General features: G+C 67.1%; 15 protein-coding genes. 8 read left to right on the plus strand and 7 right to left on the minus strand.

Features of this window, described 5'->3' with window-relative positions; genetic code table 11:
• Positions 1-4: 4 nt before the first annotated feature.
• Positions 5-2,143, minus strand: a complete 2,139-nt coding sequence (locus WJU27_RS01950; protein ID WP_341420970.1) for a 4Fe-4S binding protein — start codon at positions 2,141-2,143, stop codon at positions 5-7.
• Between the two features lie 212 nt (positions 2,144-2,355).
• On the opposite strand from WJU27_RS01950, the gene WJU27_RS01955 reads away from it, so the two are divergent.
• The gene (locus WJU27_RS01955) at positions 2,356-3,189 is read left to right on the plus strand and encodes a tetratricopeptide repeat protein (RefSeq protein ID WP_341420971.1); all 834 of its coding nucleotides are present in this window, start codon (positions 2,356-2,358) and stop codon (positions 3,187-3,189) included.
• Between the two features lie 120 nt (positions 3,190-3,309).
• Here WJU27_RS01955 and WJU27_RS01960 read toward each other — a convergent pair whose 3' ends face one another.
• From WJU27_RS01960 to WJU27_RS01970, 3 genes are all read right to left on the minus strand, one after another.
• Positions 3,310-4,731: an ATP-binding protein gene (locus WJU27_RS01960; RefSeq protein ID WP_341420972.1), complete on the minus strand. Its 1,422-nt coding sequence runs from the start codon at positions 4,729-4,731 to the stop codon at positions 3,310-3,312.
• Positions 4,728-5,453 (minus strand): response regulator, encoded by a 726-nt coding sequence (locus WJU27_RS01965; RefSeq protein ID WP_304029511.1) that lies wholly within the window; start codon positions 5,451-5,453, stop codon positions 4,728-4,730. The genes WJU27_RS01960 and WJU27_RS01965 overlap by 4 nt, the downstream gene beginning before the upstream one ends.
• Positions 5,454-5,516: 63 nt before the next feature.
• Positions 5,517-5,912 (minus strand): hypothetical protein, encoded by a 396-nt coding sequence (locus WJU27_RS01970; protein WP_341420973.1) that lies wholly within the window; start codon positions 5,910-5,912, stop codon positions 5,517-5,519.
• A gap of 198 nt (positions 5,913-6,110) precedes the next feature.
• On the opposite strand from WJU27_RS01970, the gene WJU27_RS01975 reads away from it, so the two are divergent.
• Entirely contained in the window at positions 6,111-8,684 is a 2,574-nt protein-coding gene (locus WJU27_RS01975; RefSeq protein ID WP_341421614.1) for a glycosyltransferase, read from the plus strand.
• Positions 8,685-8,688: 4 nt separating this feature from the next.
• The gene (locus tag WJU27_RS01980; RefSeq protein WP_341420974.1) at positions 8,689-10,239 is read left to right on the plus strand and encodes a glycoside hydrolase family 17 protein; all 1,551 of its coding nucleotides are present in this window, start codon (positions 8,689-8,691) and stop codon (positions 10,237-10,239) included.
• Here WJU27_RS01980 and WJU27_RS01985 read toward each other — a convergent pair.
• Complete coding sequence (locus WJU27_RS01985; RefSeq protein ID WP_020165220.1) at positions 10,225-10,851, minus strand: YbhB/YbcL family Raf kinase inhibitor-like protein; 627 nt, start codon at positions 10,849-10,851, stop codon at positions 10,225-10,227. The genes WJU27_RS01980 and WJU27_RS01985 overlap by 15 nt on opposite strands.
• A gap of 16 nt (positions 10,852-10,867) precedes the next feature.
• Positions 10,868-12,406, minus strand: a complete 1,539-nt coding sequence (gene murJ, locus WJU27_RS01990) for a murein biosynthesis integral membrane protein MurJ (RefSeq protein WP_341420975.1) — start codon at positions 12,404-12,406, stop codon at positions 10,868-10,870.
• A gap of 143 nt (positions 12,407-12,549) precedes the next feature.
• On the opposite strand from murJ, the gene rpsT reads away from it, so the two are divergent.
• The gene (gene rpsT / locus WJU27_RS01995; RefSeq protein ID WP_019917602.1) at positions 12,550-12,822 is read left to right on the plus strand and encodes a 30S ribosomal protein S20; all 273 of its coding nucleotides are present in this window, start codon (positions 12,550-12,552) and stop codon (positions 12,820-12,822) included.
• A gap of 199 nt (positions 12,823-13,021) precedes the next feature.
• Here the strand turns inward: rpsT and WJU27_RS02000 are convergent, their stop codons facing one another.
• Positions 13,022-13,402 (minus strand): DUF3579 domain-containing protein, encoded by a 381-nt coding sequence (locus WJU27_RS02000; RefSeq protein ID WP_020165218.1) that lies wholly within the window; start codon positions 13,400-13,402, stop codon positions 13,022-13,024.
• 280 nt (positions 13,403-13,682) lie between these two features.
• Here WJU27_RS02000 and WJU27_RS02005 point away from each other — a divergent pair, with 280 nt between their 5' ends.
• The 4 genes from WJU27_RS02005 to WJU27_RS02020 all read left to right on the plus strand — a co-directional run bounded on the left by WJU27_RS02005 (position 13,683) and on the right by WJU27_RS02020 (position 17,501).
• The gene (locus tag WJU27_RS02005; RefSeq protein WP_020165217.1) at positions 13,683-13,868 is read left to right on the plus strand and encodes a hypothetical protein; all 186 of its coding nucleotides are present in this window, start codon (positions 13,683-13,685) and stop codon (positions 13,866-13,868) included.
• 256 nt (positions 13,869-14,124) lie between these two features.
• On the plus strand, positions 14,125-15,312 hold the full coding sequence (locus WJU27_RS02010) for an aspartate aminotransferase family protein (protein WP_341420976.1): 1,188 nt from the start codon (positions 14,125-14,127) through the stop codon (positions 15,310-15,312).
• Between the two features lies 1 nt (position 15,313).
• Entirely contained in the window at positions 15,314-16,237 is a 924-nt protein-coding gene (argF, locus tag WJU27_RS02015) for an ornithine carbamoyltransferase (protein ID WP_341420977.1), read from the plus strand.
• A 31-nt stretch (positions 16,238-16,268) separates the two neighbouring features.
• Positions 16,269-17,501 carry an argininosuccinate synthase gene (locus WJU27_RS02020; protein ID WP_341420978.1) on the plus strand — a complete coding sequence of 411 codons (1,233 nt, stop codon included), beginning with the start codon at positions 16,269-16,271 and terminating at the stop codon, positions 17,499-17,501.
• The last annotated feature ends 9 nt before the right edge of the window (positions 17,502-17,510 follow it).

Genomic DNA, 17,510 nt, shown 5'->3' on the forward strand with positions numbered 1-17,510 from the left:
ACGCTCAGTTCGTGACGTCCGCCGCCCGCACCGGAACGGGGAACGGCGTCACCGTGCGCCCCTTCTTCGCATACAGCAGCACCGGTGCGCAGCGCTGCGGGTCGGCGTGGATGCCGACGCAGTCCAGGCACTGGAAACAGTCGTCGTAGCGGATGTCGCCGCTGCGCTCGATCGCGTCGTACTGGCAGCGGTGGCGACAGGTCTGACAGGGCTTGCCGCATTCGGCGCGGCGCACCAGCCAGTCCAGGCGACGCAGCTTGCCGCCCAGCGTCATCGCCGCCCCGAGCGGGCACAGGTAGCGGCAGAAGAACTTGTAGCTGAAGGCGCCTGCCAGCAGCAGCCCGACCGCCCAGGCGACGTAAGGCCACGAACGGTCGAAGCCGACCGTGATCGCGGTCTTGAACGGTTCGACCTCGACCATGCTCTCCGCCAGCCGCGGCGCCAGCGCCGCTGACAGCACCAGTGCGAGCAGCAGCGCATAACGGCCGCGGTCGAGCGCACGTGCCAGTGGCCGCGGCAACCGGATCTGCGGGACGCGCAGTGTCTGCGCAGCGATCGCGACGAATTCCTGCAGCGCGCCGAAGGGGCAGAGCCAGCCGCAGAAGGTGCCGCGACCCCAGATGAAGAAGCTCGCGACGGTGAAGGCGATCAGCAGCAGCGACACCGGGTCGTACAGGAAGCTCGACAGATCGGCGCCGGCGACCAGCGTCTTGATCGCGCCGGTGATTTGCACGATGGACAGCTGGCCCTGCGCGTGCCAGCCGATGAACACCAGCGTAAACAGCAGGAAGGCGTTGCGGAACAGCGCGAGCCGCCGTGCGTCGCGCGCCATCCAGTCCGGTTTCGCCAGCACCACGCAGAGCAGGGCGAGCGCGACGCCTATCGCTGCGAGGTCGGGCCACCGGCCCTGCCATGCGACCAGCCACTCCGGCAGCGGTTGCGGCGGATAGACGAACAGATCGGCGTCCGGCGTGTAGTCGAAGGACACGGTCTGGTGCGTGATGCGCGGCAGCATCATGCCCTTGGCGCGGGTCAGCGTCAGCGTGAGCTGCATCGGCCGCGCCGGGTCCAGCCCGGCCTGGGCGTAGATGCGGAACACGCCGGAGGCATTGAAGGCCGGCGCGCCTGCGGGAGCCGGGTGCTCGAACACCAGATCGCGCATTTCGACCGGCAGCCCGCCCTGGGTCAGCGACAGACTGGGCGGCGGCGTACCCGGTACGAAGTGCTCGTCCAGCATCGCGATGCGGCCGGCGCTGGCGATCCACAGCGCGTGCTGGCCGTCTTCCAGCTTCTTCATCAGGTCGGCGTAACGGGCGTCGCCGAGCACGGCGCGGCCCACGGTCGGCGCATTCAGGTAGCCGACGTAGAGGTCGACCAGCGTGGCGTCCGGTTCGGCCAGCGCGACGTCGTCTGCGCCTTCGCCGTCGGTGCCGGCGAACAGCTTTTCGGCCTCAGCGTTGCTGACGCGCAGGTGGCCGATCAGCCCGCGCTTGACCAGCGTGACGAAGTCCAGCCTGTCGAAGACGTCGGCGCGCGCCTGCGCGGCAGGGCCCCGCGCGCCGGGGTCGGCGAAGCCGAGCTTCTCGCGCGCCACCGCGAGGCCGGCCGCCAGTACCGTCTGGTTCACGATGCGTACCGAGGCGGTCGCCTTGGTCACGCCATCGAGCACGACGCGGCTGTCGCTGCCGCCGGCGCGCGTATTGCCGTAGGCCGACGAAACGGTGATTTCCTGCTTCAGATTGCGGCCGGCGTACTGCTGCACGAATTCCTTCAGCGGCGCTTCGCCCAGACCGCTGAGGAAGACCGGTTCGTGCTGGCGCAGCACCTCGACGTCGATGAAGCCACCCTTGCGGTCGATGGCGACCAGCAGGTTCATCGGCGTGCCTTCGAAGCCGGGTATCGGTGCCAGGTCGATCGACTCGAACACATAGCCAACCGGCCCGGCCTCCGGTTCGAGTTCGCTGGTGATCGGCCAGACCGGCAGGTCGGCCAGCTTGGGCTGTACGTGCAGCGGCGGCTGGAAGCGGCGGGCGAGATCGTCGTGGCCGAGTTCGCCGGCCAGCGCCGTGCCGCAAAGACAGCACGCGAGCAACAGGGCGCGGCGGGCACGCGCGCCGAAGGACGCACAGGAGATCAGGGACATGAAGTCGGTCCGTGTGGGACGACGGGGCAAACGGTCTGCACGCTGTTCTGGCGCGCCCCGCAGACGCGCATGCTAATCGGACGCAGCTCGACGCCCGCCATGGAAAATGCCCGAAGAGGTGGCCTTCATGAGTGCGCGATGTAACTTAGACTGCGCCGCGCCTGTCACAGGCACGCCCTGCAGAACGGGCGCTTCCGCCCTGGAGAACCGATATGTCCGCATTCCCCCTTGCCCGCCCGCTGCGCCGCCTGTGCGTGACGCTGCTTGCCGGCCTGCTGCCGCTGAGCGCGTGGGCCATCACCGACGACGACATCGCCGAGGCGGTGCAGAAGCCGTCCTGGGGGCTGTACAAGGGTTACGCCGAATTCAAGATGGCGCACTACGCCGACGCGAAACGCATCTGGGCCGCGCTGGCCGAGCGTGGCAACGGCGAGGCCTGGTTCAATCTGGGCATCCTCGCCGAGGACGGTCTGGGCGAACCGCAGAATCCGCACGAGGCGCGTCGCCTGTACGAGAACGGCGCCCAGGCGGGCAGCCGCAATTCGGCGCTGCGCCTCGGTCTTCTGCTACAGGGCGGCAAGCTCGGCCAGCGTGACATCGACGGCGCGCGCCACTGGCTCAAGGTGGCGGCCGACGCAGGTGATCAGGAAGCAGCCACCCACCTTGCCGCGCTGAACGACCCGCAGGGCGGCAGCATCCGTGATCGCGAACTGGCCGAGGCGCGCCGTTTCGAGGCTGAGGGCCGGCACGCCGACGCGGCGGCGATGTACCGCAAGCTGGCCGACTTCGGTGACGTGCGCGGCGTGACGCGGCTGGCCTGGGCCTATGAAGCCGGCCGCGGCGTGCAGCGCAATCTGGCGGAGGCGGCGCGGCTGTTCCGCGTCGCGGCAGAGCAGGGCGAGGCGGAGGCGCAGTACGCGCTGTCGGTCATGCTGGACACCGGCGCCGGGCAGACGCGCAACGCGGACGAGGCGCTGCGCTGGCTGCGCGCTTCGGCCGGGCAGAACTATCCGCCGGCGGTACAGGCGCTGCAGGCGAGGAACTGAGCGGAGCGCGTCTTGCGGTGGGATGAGCGACGGAATTCCGCGCGCGATCGTTGAGGGCGCTGTCGCGGTCAGCCGGCCGCGCGCACAGGAAATGCGATCGACCCGTCACCGCCGGCCGGTTTAACCGGCCGGCTTCCGGCCCTGCAAGGGCAGCGCGACGCGCGCCCGCAGGCCGCCCTCGGCGCGGCGCGACAGCGTTACCTCGCCACCCTGGGCGCGGATGACGGCGCGCGAAATGGCCAGCCCCAGTCCGCTGCCGCCGGTGTGGCGGGCGCGCGATGCTTCGAGGCGCACATAGGGTTCGAATACGTGCTCGAGTTCGGCTTCGGGTATGCCCGGTCCGTCATCGTCGATGTCTATCCGCGCTTCTCCGTCGGCCGACGACAGCGTCACGCGGACGCGGCCACCACCGTAGCGGCGTGCGTTGTCCATCAGGTTGGCGAGTGCGCGGCGGGTCAGCGCCGGGCGCAGCAAGACTGGCTGCGCCAGGCTGCCGCTCACCTCGATGTCCGCACCCAGCGCAGCGATATCGTCGGCCACACCCTCGACCAGCGCGTCGAGCCGGGTCGGCGCGGCGCTTTCCGAGCTGTCGCCGGCGCGCAGGAAGGCCAGCGTATCGTCGATCAGCGTTTCCATCTCGGCCAGGTCACGCTCGATCGCTTCGCGTACCGGGCTGTCCGGCAACTGCTCAAGACGCAGCCGCACGCGGGTGATCGGCAGTCGCAGGTCGTGCGACACGCCGGCCAGTGCCTGGGCACGCGTCTGTATCAGCGCGCGCAGCGCGCCCTGCATGCGGTTGAAGGCCTGGGCCGCACCGGCCACCTCGCGCGGTCCGCCGGTATCGAGCGGCGCCTGATCGAGATCGCGCGCCAGTCCGTCGGCGGCGCGGGCGAACATCGCCAGCGGACGGGTCAGGCGGCGCACCACCCACACCGACAGCACGCTCACCACGATGGCAACCAGCAGCAGGCCGACGATGATGCGCAACGGGCGGTCTACCGGCGGGGGCGGCGGTGAGTAGCGGAAGGTGAGCACACTGCCGTCGCTCAGCCTGGCCTGCGTCGACACGTCGATCGCCGGTGGCGCTGGCAGCAGTCGCGCCAGTTTGGGCGGGGGCGGGGGTGGCGGGCGCAGCGGGTGTGCGTCGCCTCGCGGGGTGAGCATGGGCTGTTCGCGCCTCACCACCTGATGTTCGAAGCGCCTGTCCAGCCGATCGCCGACGCGTTGTGCAAAGGCGTCGAAATCGTCCGGCACCGCCTTCGCGTCGTCATACCAGGGCTCATCGAGAGAGAGCCGCGTGCTCGGGCTTTCGAGCATGCGCAGCAGCCGCTCGCGGCCGGCCGCCGGCGTCTCGTCGACCAGGGCGACCGACTCGGCCAGCCGCGTCGCGGCGTAGTCGCTGCGCATCTGCCGCGACAGGCGCACGCGGTCCTCGACCACCAGCCACAGTCCGAGCGCGTTGGCGAGCAGCAGGCCACCCAGCAGCACGCACAGAATCTGCCCGAACAGCGTGCGCGGCAGCAGCCGCGACGCCCATGTCAAAGCAGCTTCTCCACCGGGCCGTTCAGCACATAGCCCTCGTTGCGCAGTGTGCGGATGATGCGCGGTTCGCGGCCGTCATCGCCGAGCCGTCGGCGCAGGCGGCTGATCATCACGTCCACCGTGCGATCGAAGGGACCGGCGTCGCGGCCGGCCAGCACGTCCATCAGCTGGTCGCGCGACAGCACGCGATTGGCGTTCTCGGCCAGCGCGTTGAGCATGCGGAATTCGCCGCTGGACAGTGGCGTCACGACGCCGGCCTCGTCGACCAGATGGCGGGCGCCGAGATCCAGCGTCCAGCCGGAGAATTTCAGGCCGCGCACGCTGCCGTCGCCATCCGGGTGCTCCGGTGCCCGACGCAGGATGCTGCGCACACGCGCCAGCAGTTCGCGCGGATGGAAGGGCTTGGGCAGGTAGTCGTCGGCCCCCATCTCCAGGCCGATGATGCGGTCCAGTTCGTCGCCGCGCGCGGTCAGCATCAGGATGGGCAGGCGGGATTTCGCGCGGATTTCGCGGCACAGCGCGAGGCCGTCGTCGCCCGGCAGCATCACGTCGAGGATGAGCAGGTCGCAGCCGTCGCGTTCGAGTGCGAGACGCAGTGCGTCGCCGTCGCCGACGGTGCGCACGTCCATGTCCTGCTTGCCGAGGTAGTCGCGCAGCAGATCGCGCAGATCCGGGTCGTCGTCGACCACCAGGATGCGCGGTTTCGGTGGGTGTCCGTTCATGCCCTTCAGCTTAGCGGCTCGCGCCCGCGCGGTGGGCGATCCGGACAATTCGGGACATTGTATTTACGCAGTGTTTACAGAGGCCGGCGCGCGCGCCAGCAGCACGAGCATTCCGGCAAGCAGGCCGACGGCGGCGAAATCGGCGCTGTACAGCACCAGGCCGGCCGCACCCGCGACGACGGCGAGGCGCGCCACGAAGGCGTGGCGCAGAAACAGTGCGAACGCGCCGACTGCCAGCGCGAACAGACCGATGCGCTCCTGCATGAACAGCTGAGGCGCAATGCGGCGCACGAGGCAGCGCCAGTCGTCGGCGCCGCCGGCGCACAGGCCGTGCAGCAGGTCGGATTCCATCAGGCCGTAGCGCAGGCCGGCGCTGGCCGCGGCGACCACCGTCAGCGCGATGAGCAGCAGCCAGCCAAGGCGTTTGCGCAGGTCGACAGCAAGGGAAGAGGTGGGCATCGGGGTATTCATCTGTAGGCACTTTCCGTCACGGGCGAACCGCGGATTTTCGCTGTGTTAGCATCGCCGCGCTGCAGCATCGACACCGTCATCCGGTGACCGGCCGCAGTCCTCACCTTACCGGAAACGCTGCGCCCGGCCCAGCCGGACGACCGACACCGATCTCGCATGAAAAGACAGATTTCCCTTGCCCGCGTCATGATCGCCCTGCTGATAGCAGGTGGCGTGGCGGCGGTGCACTTCGCGCTGTGGGCGGTGATGAACCGTCCGGTCAGCGTGGTCGAGCCGCTGGACTACATCGACGGCTTTTCCTACAGCCCCTACCGGCGTGACCAGACGCCGCTCAAGGGCGTGTATCCGAGCTACGCCGAGATCGAGCAGGACATGAAGCAGCTCGGCGGCATCGCTCACCGGGTACGCACCTACAACTCGACCGAGAACCCCGAGGTGTCCGATCTGGCCGGGCAGAACGAACTGCGCGTGACCGCCGGCGCCTGGCTGGACCGCGACAAGGTGAAGAACCGGCGCGAGATCGGTGCCGTGCTGGCAGACGCCCGGCTGCACGAGAACATCGACCGCATCATCGTCGGCAACGAGGTGCTGCTGCGCGACGACCTGACCTTCCCAGAGATGTATGCCTACCTGGACGAGGTGCGCAACGCGACCGATCTGCCGGTATCGACCGCCGAGCCCTGGCACGTCTGGCTGAAGAACCCTGAACTGGCGGACCACGTCGATTTCCTTGCCGTACACCTGCTGCCGTATCACGAGGGCGTGCCGGTGGACAAGGCGGTCGACTACGCGATGGCGCGTTACCAGGAGCTGCTGGACGCCTTCCCCGGCCGCTCCATCCTGATTTCCGAAATAGGCTGGCCGAGCAAGGGGCCGACCATACAGGCGGCGGTCGCGTCGGAAGAGAACCAGGCGCGCTTCGTGCGCGAATTCCTCTACCGCGCGCTGTGCAAGAACCTCGACTACTTCCTGATCGAGGCCTACGACCAGCCTTGGAAGATCGACATCGAGGGCTGGGCAGGCGCCTACTGGGGCGTGTTCAACGCCGACCGCCAACTGAAGTTCCCGCTCGAAGGCAGCGTGGATCCGAACAGTGGCTGGATAGACGACGCGCTGATCGCCACCGTGTTCGCGCTGGTGCCGATGCTGCTGCTCTGCCTGGCGCAGCGCGGCATGAGCATAGGCGGCCAGTTGTGGATGTGCATACTGGTGCAGTCCTGCGTCACCGCCATCGTCATTGCAGCGCGCCTGCCGGCCGACTACTACTTCACGCTGCGCGATCTCACCGCGCTGATCGGCCTGGTGTTCGGCGTCGTGCTGACGGCCGGCGTGCTGCTGACCAACGGTTTCGAATTCGCCGAAGTGTTCTTCAAGCCGCGCTGGCGCCGCGCCTACAAACCGGCCGAGCCGTTGCCGCCGGAACAGCAGCCCTTCGTGTCGGTGCACTTGGCCTGCTGCAACGAGCCGCCGGAAATGGTGATCGCCACCATCGACAGCCTGGCGGCGATGGACTACCAGAACTTCGAAGTCATCGTCGTCGACAACAACACGAAGGACGAGGCGCTGTGGAAGCCGGTCGAGGCGCGCATGGCCGAACTGGGCCCGCGCTTCCGTTTCTTCCATCTGCCGCAGTGGCCGGGTTTCAAGGCCGGCGCGCTGAATTTCGCGATGAAACAGATCGACCCGCGCACCGCCGTAGTCGGCGTGGTCGACGCTGACTACGTCGTGACCACCGACTGGCTCAGCGCGCTGGTGCCGCATTTCCGCGACCCCAAGGTGGCCGTCGTGCAGGCACCGCAGGCGCACCGCGAGTGGGAACGCCATTTCTTCAAGCGCATGTGCAACTGGGAATTCGACGGCTTCTTCCGCATCGGCATGCACCATCGCCACGAGCGCAATGCGCTGATCCAGCACGGCACGATGACGCTGGTGCGCCGCTCGCGCCTGGAGGAATCCGGCAACTGGTCGGAATGGTGCATCTGCGAGGACACCGAACTCGGGCTGCGCCTGCTCGAGAACGGCGACGAACTGCGCTACATCGACCGCGTGTTCGGCCGCGGTCTGACGCCGTCCAGCTTCGCCGCACTGAAGTCGCAGCGTTTCCGCTGGGCTTTCGGCGCGATGCAGATCATGAAGGGTCACTGGAAGGCGCTGGTTGGCAAGAGCAAGCTCACCGCCGGCCAGCGCTATCACTTCATTACCGGCTGGTTCTCGTGGTTCGGCGATGCGCTGCAGTTCCTGTTCGCGCTGGGCGCCATCGGCTGGACGGCCGCGATGCTGATCTGGCCGAAGATGTTCTCGCTGCCGGTCACCATCATGCTGGCGCCGGTGCTCGGCCTGCTGGTCGCCAAGGCGGCGATGGGGCCTATCCTGTACCGCCGCGCGATGGACTGTCCGTGGGCCGACATCGCCGGCGCGTCGCTGGTGAGCCTGGGCCTGTCGCACGCGATCGCGCGCGGCATCATCGCTGGTATCACGCACAAGCGCGGTGTCTTCCTGCGCACCGCGAAGGGCAAGGCGGAGGGCGGTCTGGCCAAGTTCTTCCAGCCGATACGCGAGGAGATGTACCTGCTGCTGTCGCTCATTGGGGCCGCCAGCGCCATGCTCTACATGCGCGGCAGCGACAGCGTCGAGGTGCTGCTGTGGGTGACCATGCTGGGCCTGCAGTCGCTGCCCTACATCGCCGCGCTGGCCTGCCAGTTCATCGCCCAGCTGCCGGAAAAGCCGCTGCCGGCAGCGTCGGCGACACAGGCAGCCTGACGCGATGATGGAACCGCTGAACCGCGCGCCGCGCTGGGCGCGCTATGCGCTGGTGCATCTGATCGCGCTGGCGCTGATCGCGTTCTGGATCTGGCGCGCCAACCAGCCGCAGCCGCTGGCCGACGTGCCGCCGGACCAGGCCCGTCTGCAGTGCGTGTCGTACGCACCCTATTACCGGCCGGGCGAATCGCCGCTGATTCCCGATTTCCAGGTGAGCCGCGAGCGCATCGACGCCGACCTCGCACGGCTGGCGCGCATCACTGACTGCGTGCGTCTGTATTCGGTCGATCAGGGGCTGTACGCCGTGCCCGAGCTGGCCGGTCGCCACGGACTGAAGGTGCTGGTGGGCGCCTGGATAGGCGGCGACCTGAAGAAGAACGACATCGAGCTGACGCAGGCCATCGCGCTGGCCAACCGCCACCGCGACGTGGTGCGCGGCCTTATCGTCGGCAACGAGGTGCTGTTGCGCCGCGAGCAGACCGAGGATGCGATGCGCCGCTATATCGAGCGTGCCCAGCGCGAAACCGAGGTGCCGGTGACTTATGCCGACGTCTGGGAGTTCTGGCTCAAGCACCGCTCACTCGCGGCCAGCGTCGATTTCGCCACCGTGCACATCCTGCCCTACTGGGAGGACGAGCCGCGGGCGATCGACGACGCGATCACGCATGTGACGGCGGTGATGGATACGATGGCGGCCGAACTGGGCAAGCCGCTGCTGATCGGCGAGACCGGCTGGCCCAGTCTGGGCAAGCAGCGCGACGGCGCTCGGCCCGGGCTGATCGAGCAGGCGCGTTATCTGCGCGAATTCCTGCTTGCGGCACAGGCGCGCGGCTGGCAGTACAACGTGATCGAAGCCTATGACCAGCCGTGGAAGCGCCTGCTCGAAGGCACCGTCGGCGGTTACTGGGGAGTGCTCGATTCGCACGGCCACGCCAAGTTCGGCTGGCATGGCGCGCTGGCCGCACGCGACGACGGTGCCACGCCGCTGACTGCCGGCGCGGTCGGGCTGGCGCTCGGCGTGCTGATCGTGCTGGCCGCACGCGTGCGTCGCTCCGGCGCTGCCGCGGCCTACGCGCTGTCCGGGGCACTGGCAGGACTGATCGGATGGCTGCAGTGGGAATACCTGTCGCTCGCCTGCCGCAATCCCGCGGAGTGGCTGGCCATGGGCGCGGTTGCGCTGGCCGGCGGTCTGGCGTGGGCGCTGCTGCCCTTCGTGATGACCGGTCGCGCACGAGCTGCGATGGCGTTCGCCGTGCGCGTGCTGCTGTTCGGCCTCGCCACCGGCGGCCTGTTGCTCGCGGTCGATGGTCGCTACCGCGATTTCCCCTTCCTGCTGTTCGTGCTGCCGACCGTGCAGTTCGGTCTGGCTGCGCGCTGGGCCGGTTTCGACGTGATGCCGCGATTGCCCGAGGCACGCGTCTTCACGCTGATTGCTGTGGCCGGCAGTGTCATCGCCTGGCTTGTCGACTGGCGCAATCCGCAGGCGCTGGGCTGGGCGCTGATGGCCGCCGTGCTGGCGGCCGCCTATCTGCAAAAGCGCTCAGCAGCGGACTGAAGGGTTCAGCGCGTACAGACCGGTCAGGCTGGCCTGGCCGAGCACGTGGCCCTGCATCGCCTGCTTCACGACATCCAGCGTAAGCCGGCCGTCTGCCGGAAGGCGTTCCACGTCCAGCGCGTACAGCGTGAACACGTAGTGATGGACGATCTCGTCGTTCCACGGCGGGCAGGGGCCGTCGTAGCCGTGGTAGTCGCCGGTCATCTGCGCGTCGCCGGCGAACCAGGCGGTGTAATCGTTGATGCCCTGGCGGGTGCCGCGCGGGCCGGCCGGACCGGGCTTGCCGCAGGCGGTCACCGCCGACGAGAACTCGCCTTCGGCGATTTCGCCGGTCGGCGCGAGGTCGACCAGTATCCAGTGCGTGAAGTCGCAGCGCGGCAGCGAGGCCGGCACGGTGCGACCTTCCTGGTTCACGTCGTCCGGCCGGGTCGGTACGTCGGGGTCGTGGCAGATCAGCACCAGCGAACGCGTGCCAGCCGGCAGGTCGGACCAGGCGAGGTGCGGGTTGCGGTTGTCGCCAAGTTGCGCGTGACCCTTGCCGTCCGGAATGCAGAACGCGTTGCTGCCCGGGATGCGGGCACCGTCGGCGAAGGTGTTGCTCGTCAATTTCATCTAGTCAGCTCCTCGTTCAGGACGCCGCGCGACGCGAAAAGTCGCGCAGCCGGAAACCCAGTGCGAACAGCACGGCGAAATAGGCGCCGGCGCCAGCCGGCACCAGCCAGCCCAGGTGCAGGATACGGCTGAGCGTGCCCATCTGCAGCCAGTCGCCCGGCACCTGGGCGCCGAAGTAAAGCACCAGCCCCATCGCTGCAAGTGCAGACAGCATCTTGAGCCAGAAGCTCCGCCAGCCAGGCGCCGGCGTGTAGGCGCCGATGCGGCGCAGGCCGTGGTAGAGGAAGCCGGCGTTCACCAGCGACGCAAGGCCGATCGACAGGGCCAGGCCGGCGTGCGCCAGCGGACCGATGAAAACGAGGTTCATCAACTGGGTCAGCACCAGAACGCCGAGCGCGATCTTGACCGGTGTGCGGATGTCCTGCCGCGAATAGAAACCAGGTGCGAGCACCTTCACCAGAATCAGTCCGGTCAGGCCGACGCTGTAAGCGAGCAGCGCCTCGCGCGTCGCCAGCACGTCGTGCGCGGTGAACTGCCCGTGGTGGAACAGCGTGGCGATCAATGGTGTGGCCAGCAGGCCCAGGGCGAGTGCCGCCGGCAACGTGAGCAGCAGCGTCAGCCGCAGACCCCAGTCGAGCAGCGCCGAAAACTCGCCGCCATTGCCGTCGGCGTGGCTGCGCGACAGCGAGGGCAGCAGTATCGTGCCGAGCGCCACGCCGAGCAGGCCGGCCGGGAATTCCATCAGACGGTCGGCGTAGTAGAGCCAGGACACCGAACCGCTTTCGAGGAAGGACGCGAATATGGTGTTGATCAGCAACGAAATCTGCGACACCGACACACCAAGGATGGCGGGCAGCATCAGCTTGAAGATGCGCCGTACGCCCGGGTCCTTCAGGTCGAGCCGCACCCGCGGCAGCATGCCGATGCGCATCAGCGCCGGCACCTGCAACGCCAGCTGCAGCGCGCCGCCGATGAATACCGCCCAGGCCAGTGCCAGCACCGGCGGATCGAAATACGGCGCGGCGAACAGGCTCATGCCGATGAAGCTCAGATTGAGCAGTACTGGCGTGAAGGCGGGAATCGCGAAGCGGCTGAAGGTGTTCAGCACGCCGCCGGCCATGGCGACCAGCGACATGAACAGGATGTAGGGGAAGGTGATGCGGGTGAGCGTCACCGTCAGGTCGAACTTGTCGGCGTCGGCGGCAAAGCCGGGGGCGGATATATATATGATGAGCGGCGCGGCGACGATGCCGATCACCATGACGACAGCGACCACCAGGGCGAGCAGGGTCGCGACATGGTCGATCAGTGCCCGCGTGTCGTCGACGCCGCGCCGGTTGCGGTATTCGCCGAGTATGGGCACGAAGGCCTGCGAGAAGGCGCCCTCGGCGAACATGCGGCGCAGCAGGTTGGGCAGGCGGAAGGCGACGAAGAAGGCGTCGGTGGCGGCGCCGGCGCCGAAGGCCCGGGCGATGAAGAAATCGCGGACGAAGCCGAGGATGCGCGACAGCAGCGTCATGCTGCTGACGGTCGCGAGTGCACGAAGCAGATTCATCAGGCGATGCGTATGGAGAGACAGCGCGCACCTTACCAGAGCCGTGCGGGCTGTCGGCTACGCGATGCGCCGAACAGGGTCTTGCGCCGGCAACCCTTAGTGCGTATACTCGCGCGTTTTCCCGAACACCCAACCGCAAGAACATGGCCAATTCCGCACAAGCACGCAAGCGCGCCCGTCAGGCGAACGTTCGTCGTGATCACAACATGAGCCAGCGCTCGGAGCTGCGCACCGCCATCAAGAACGTTCGCAAGGCCATCCTGGCCGGCGACAAGGCAGCTGCGCAAGCCGTGTTCGTGCAGGCCCAGACGACGATCGACAGCATCGCCGACAAGAACATCATCCACAAGAACAAGGCAGCTCGCCACAAGAGCCGTCTGTCCGGTGCGATCAAGGCGATGGGCGCCGCGGCCTGAGTTCCGCAGCCTGACCCGCCCGCGGCCGTACGGGCCGCAGCAATGAAAAAGCCGACCCGATAGTCGGCTTTTTTATTGTCCATATCTGCCGTGCACCGAGCCAGAAAGGCGCCTTTCGTCCTGCTCGTCGGTGCAGGTGCGGGGCGGACGCATTCCGGACGGCGTCCGCCCTGCGTCCGGATCGCACGCCGACAGGGATTCAGATCTCTGCGGCGCCGGTCTCGTAGTCCACGCGCAGATCGTTGTCGCGCGCGAAATGCATCAGGAAGTTGTAGGCCAGCGGTTCGAGTTCATACAGGCGGGCATCGACGAACACGCATTTTTCGCCGGTGATCCAGCAACCCGGCCGCACGTACGGTGAATAGCGCATCTTGCGCTGGCTGCCGAACGAGGACATGACGCCGCACAGGCGGTCGGACCAGTCGCTGGGGCGGAAGGTGCGGCCCTTGCTCGTGGCTCCGATGATGGTGAAACTGCGCGCGCGGCGCGGGTCGTCCATCTGCTTGCGCACCAGGGTGTCGTTTGCGGGCGGGAGAGGGGCTGCGGCGTCGCCGTCGTGTACATGCGGAATCGCGCTCATGTTCGGGTCTGTGGCCTCGGGCAGTTCTGTGTTCGATCCGGCCGCGCCGCACGTGGCAGGGGGTGCGGCGCAGCCGGGGTGGTGCTTCACTCAGTTATAGCGGTAAAACAGGGCTCTTTTTTATCTTTAAAAACAAGGTTTAGCTGTTGTAAAGCTAATGTTCTGTTTCTATACTCGCGCTATCCCTATGAGGAGACGGCGCTTTATGCTCAATTCCAGCCTCAGATCCAGGCAGTCCAAAGTACTTGGCAGTGTGTCGTCTCCGGCGCCTCGGGCTCAGATGGCCCGCTTCGGTTTCAGGATCCGCACGCGAGGCGGCGTGCTGATCGACAACCTGTCCATACCCGGTGCCAGCGCCGAAGAGGCCGAACGCAAGCTGCGGCAGATCTATATGGGCTGCTCGGTGTTAGCACGCTTTGTGCCAGACCCTCAGATCGGGCCCGGCGCCGCCCGCCGGGTCGGCTAAGTCCCTGCCGCAACGGATTTTCGCTGCCCGCTGCGGGCCCGGTGGCGGGCGGCTCTGCTGCTGTGTCGTCTGCTGCGCGAGGTGACAATGTGCGCCGCAACATGAGCGGCGCCTGCTACACAGCGCGCGGGCTTTGAACTAAAATTGCTCTCTCATCAAGCACGGCGGCGCGAGCCGCCGTGCTTTTTTCGTTTTCCGCATCACGCCGCCAGCTGGCGCGCCGTTGATGCGGCAGCAGGGTCACGGAGCTGTTTCGATGACGCATCTGATGAATACCTACGGCCGCCAGCCGGTCGCCTTCACCCACGGCAAGGGCGTACGGCTGTATGACGAGAACGGTCGCGAATACCTCGACGCGATGGCCGGTGTTGCCGTGAATACGCTGGGCCACGGTCACCCCGATCTGGTTCAGGCGGTGTCGCGGCAGGCGGCGGAAATGATCCACTGCTCCAATCTGTACCGCGTTCTGGCGCAGGAAAAGCTGTCTGACCGTCTGGCTGAACTGTCCGGCATGGACGAGGTGTTCTTCTGCAATTCCGGTTGTGAAGCCAACGAGGCGGCGATCAAGCTCGCCCGTCTGTACGGCCACCAGCGCGGCGTCGAACTGCCGGGCATCATCGTGATGGAGCACGCCTTCCACGGCCGCACGCTGGCGACGCTGTCGGCCACCGGCAACCGCAAGGTACAGGCCGGTTTCGAGCCGCTGACGCCGGGCTTCCACCGGGTGCCATTCAGCGACATCGCCGCCGTGCGCGCGATCGCCGAGCACACGCGCAACATCGTCGCCGTGCTGTTCGAGCCGGTGCAGGGCGAGGGCGGCATCCACGCCGCCGACCTGGCCTATATGCGCGAGCTGCGTACGCTGTGCGACGAGCAGCAATGGCTGTTCATGGTCGACGAGGTGCAGTGTGGCATCGGTCGCACCGGCAGCTGGTTCGCCTTCCAGCACGCCGGTATCGAGCCGGACGTGATGACGCTGGCCAAGGGCCTGGGCTCGGGCGTGCCGATCGGCGCCTGCCTGGCGCGCGGGCCGGCAGCCGGTGTTTTCAAACCCGGCACCCACGGTTCGACCTTCGGTGGCAATCCCCTGGCCTGCACCGCCGCGCTGACCACGCTCGACGTCGTCGCACGCGACGATCTGCGCGGCAATGCCGTGCGTCAGGGCGACGCGATCCGCGCCGGCTTCCGTGATGCGCTGAAAGACGTCGAGGGCGTGAAGGACATCCGCGGTGCCGGCATGATGATAGGCATCGAACTCGACCGCCCCTGCGGCGCGCTGGTCGGTCAGGCACTCGAAGCCGGTCTGCTGATCAACGTCACCGCCGACAGCACCATCCGGCTCGTGCCGCCGCTGGTCTTCACCGACGCCGACAGCCGCGAGCTGGTCGACCGGTTGTCGCCGATCATCCGCAACTTCCTCGCGGGCGCTCAGCTCGCCGCATGAAATGACTGAACCCAGACACTTTCTGCAACTGAAGGATCTGACGCGCGAAGAGCTCGACTACGTGTTCGCGCGCACCCGCTGGATCAAGGACAAGTTCAAGCGCTACGAACAGTACTGGCCGTTGCAGGACCGCACGCTGGTCATGATTTTCGAGAAGCAGAGCACGCGCACGCGCCTGTCCTTCGAAGCCGGCATGCACCAGATGGGCGGCAGTGCGATCTACCTGAACACGCGCGACTCCCAGCTCGGCCGCGGCGAGCCGGTCGAGGACGCGGCCCAGGTCATTTCGCGCATGTGCGATGTGGTCATGATCCGCACCTTCGAACAGACCATCATCGAGCGCTTCGCGGCGAATTCGCGCGTGCCGGTGATCAATGGCCTGACCAATGAGTACCACCCCTGCCAGGTGCTGGCCGACATCTACACCTGGATCGAGCACCGCGGCGACCTGTCGGGCCGCACTGTGGCGTGGATCGGCGATTCGAACAACATGTGCCACACCTGGATGCAGGCGGCCGAGATTTTCGACTTCAAGCTGAACATTTCGACCCCGCCCGGCTACGAAGTCGAGCCGGAAAAAGTGGGCGTGGCCGGCAGCCACCACGAGTGCTTTGCCGACCCGATGGACGCTGCGCGCGGTGCCGACCTGGTCACCACCGACGTGTGGACCTCGATGGGCTGGGAGGCGGAGAACGAAGCACGCTGTGCCGCCTTCGCCGACTGGCAGGTCGATGCCGACATGATGAAGGTGGCCAAGGCCGACTCGCTGTTCATGCACTGCCTGCCGGCGCATCGCGGCGAGGAAGTGAGCGCCGACGTGATCGACGGCCCGCACTCGGTGGTGTGGGACGAAGCTGAAAACCGCCTGCACGCACAGAAGGCGCTGATGGAATTCCTGCTGCTCGGACGCGTGTCCGGCAGCTGAACCGACGACTCTTATTGAAAGACGAGCAACGATGAGCGACATCAAGAAAGTGGTCCTCGCCTATTCGGGCGGCCTGGACACCTCGGTCATCCTGAAGTGGCTGCAGGATGTGTATCAGTGCGAAATCGTCACCTTCACCGCCGACCTCGGCCAGGGTGAGGAACTCGAACCGGCGCGTGCCAAGGCGATCAAGCTGGGCATCAAGCCGGAGAACATCTACATCGACGATCTGCGCGAGGAGTTCGTCCGCGATTTCGTGTTCCCGATGTTCCGCGCCAACACGATCTATGAAGGCGAGTACCTGCTCGGCACCTCGATCGCCCGTCCGCTGATCGCCAAGCGCCTGATCGATATCGCGCGCGAAACCGGCGCCAATGCCATTTCGCACGGCGCCACCGGCAAGGGCAACGACCAGGTCCGCTTCGAACTGGGCGCCTATGCGCTGATGCCGAACGTGAAGGTGATCGCGCCGTGGCGTGAGTGGGATCTGCTGTCGCGCGAAAAACTGCTGGCCTACGCCGAGAGCCACGGCATTCCCATCGAGATGAAGCACAAGCAGGGCGGCTCGCCCTATTCGATGGACGCCAACCTGCTGCACATCAGCTACGAAGGTCGTCACCTCGAAGATCCGTCGGCCGAAGCCGAGGAATCGATGTGGCGCTGGACGGTGTCGCCGGAAGCGGCGCCGGACGCCGCCGAATACCTCGACCTCGAATTCGAGCGCGGCGACCTGGTGAGCATCAACGGCACGCGCATGCCGGCGCACGAACTGCTGGCCACGCTGAACACGATCGGCGGCAAGCACGGCATCGGCCGCCTCGACCTGGTCGAGAACCGCTATGTCGGCATGAAGTCGCGCGGCTGCTACGAAACCCCGGGCGGCACCATCCTGCTGCGCGCGCACCGCGCCATCGAGTCGATCACGCTGGACCGCGAAGTCGCCCACCTGAAGGACGACCTGATGCCGCGCTACGCCAGCATCATCTACACCGGCTACTGGTGGAGTCCGGAGCGCCGCGCGCTGCAGGCGCTGATCGACCACACGCAGCAGACGGTCAATGGCTGGGTGCGGCTCAAGCTGTACAAGGGCAACGTCATCGTGGTCGCCCGCGATTCGAAGACCGACTCACTGTTCGACCCGACCATCGCCACCTTCGAGGACGATGCGGGTGCATACGACCAGAAGGACGCCGCCGGTTTCATCAAGCTCAACGCGCTGCGCATGCGCATCGCCGCCAACGCGGCCATCAAGCGCGGCAAGTAATCACAACAG

The sequence above is a fragment of the Methyloversatilis sp. NSM2 genome, from assembly GCF_038066675.1.
Classification (GTDB): Bacteria; Pseudomonadota; Gammaproteobacteria; order Burkholderiales; family Rhodocyclaceae; genus Methyloversatilis; species Methyloversatilis discipulorum_A.

Coding starts and splice junctions, on each gene's coding strand:
- WJU27_RS01950 (WP_341420970.1), bottom strand. CDS start 2,143: ATGTCCCTGATCTCCTGTGCGTCCTTCGGCGCGCGTGCCCGCCGCGCC.
- WJU27_RS01955 (WP_341420971.1), top strand. CDS start 2,356: ATGTCCGCATTCCCCCTTGCCCGCCCGCTGCGCCGCCTGTGCGTGACG.
- WJU27_RS01965 (WP_304029511.1), bottom strand. CDS start 5,453: ATGAACGGACACCCACCGAAACCGCGCATCCTGGTGGTCGACGACGAC.
- WJU27_RS01970 (WP_341420973.1), bottom strand. CDS start 5,912: ATGCCCACCTCTTCCCTTGCTGTCGACCTGCGCAAACGCCTTGGCTGG.
- WJU27_RS01975 (WP_341421614.1), top strand. CDS start 6,111: ATGATCGCCCTGCTGATAGCAGGTGGCGTGGCGGCGGTGCACTTCGCG.
- WJU27_RS01980 (WP_341420974.1), top strand. CDS start 8,689: ATGATGGAACCGCTGAACCGCGCGCCGCGCTGGGCGCGCTATGCGCTG.
- WJU27_RS01985 (WP_020165220.1), bottom strand. CDS start 10,851: ATGAAATTGACGAGCAACACCTTCGCCGACGGTGCCCGCATCCCGGGC.
- murJ (WP_341420975.1), bottom strand. CDS start 12,406: ATGAATCTGCTTCGTGCACTCGCGACCGTCAGCAGCATGACGCTGCTG.
- rpsT (WP_019917602.1), top strand. CDS start 12,550: ATGGCCAATTCCGCACAAGCACGCAAGCGCGCCCGTCAGGCGAACGTT.
- WJU27_RS02000 (WP_020165218.1), bottom strand. CDS start 13,402: ATGAGCGCGATTCCGCATGTACACGACGGCGACGCCGCAGCCCCTCTC.
- WJU27_RS02005 (WP_020165217.1), top strand. CDS start 13,683: ATGGCCCGCTTCGGTTTCAGGATCCGCACGCGAGGCGGCGTGCTGATC.
- WJU27_RS02010 (WP_341420976.1), top strand. CDS start 14,125: ATGACGCATCTGATGAATACCTACGGCCGCCAGCCGGTCGCCTTCACC.
- argF (WP_341420977.1), top strand. CDS start 15,314: ATGACTGAACCCAGACACTTTCTGCAACTGAAGGATCTGACGCGCGAA.
- WJU27_RS02020 (WP_341420978.1), top strand. CDS start 16,269: ATGAGCGACATCAAGAAAGTGGTCCTCGCCTATTCGGGCGGCCTGGAC.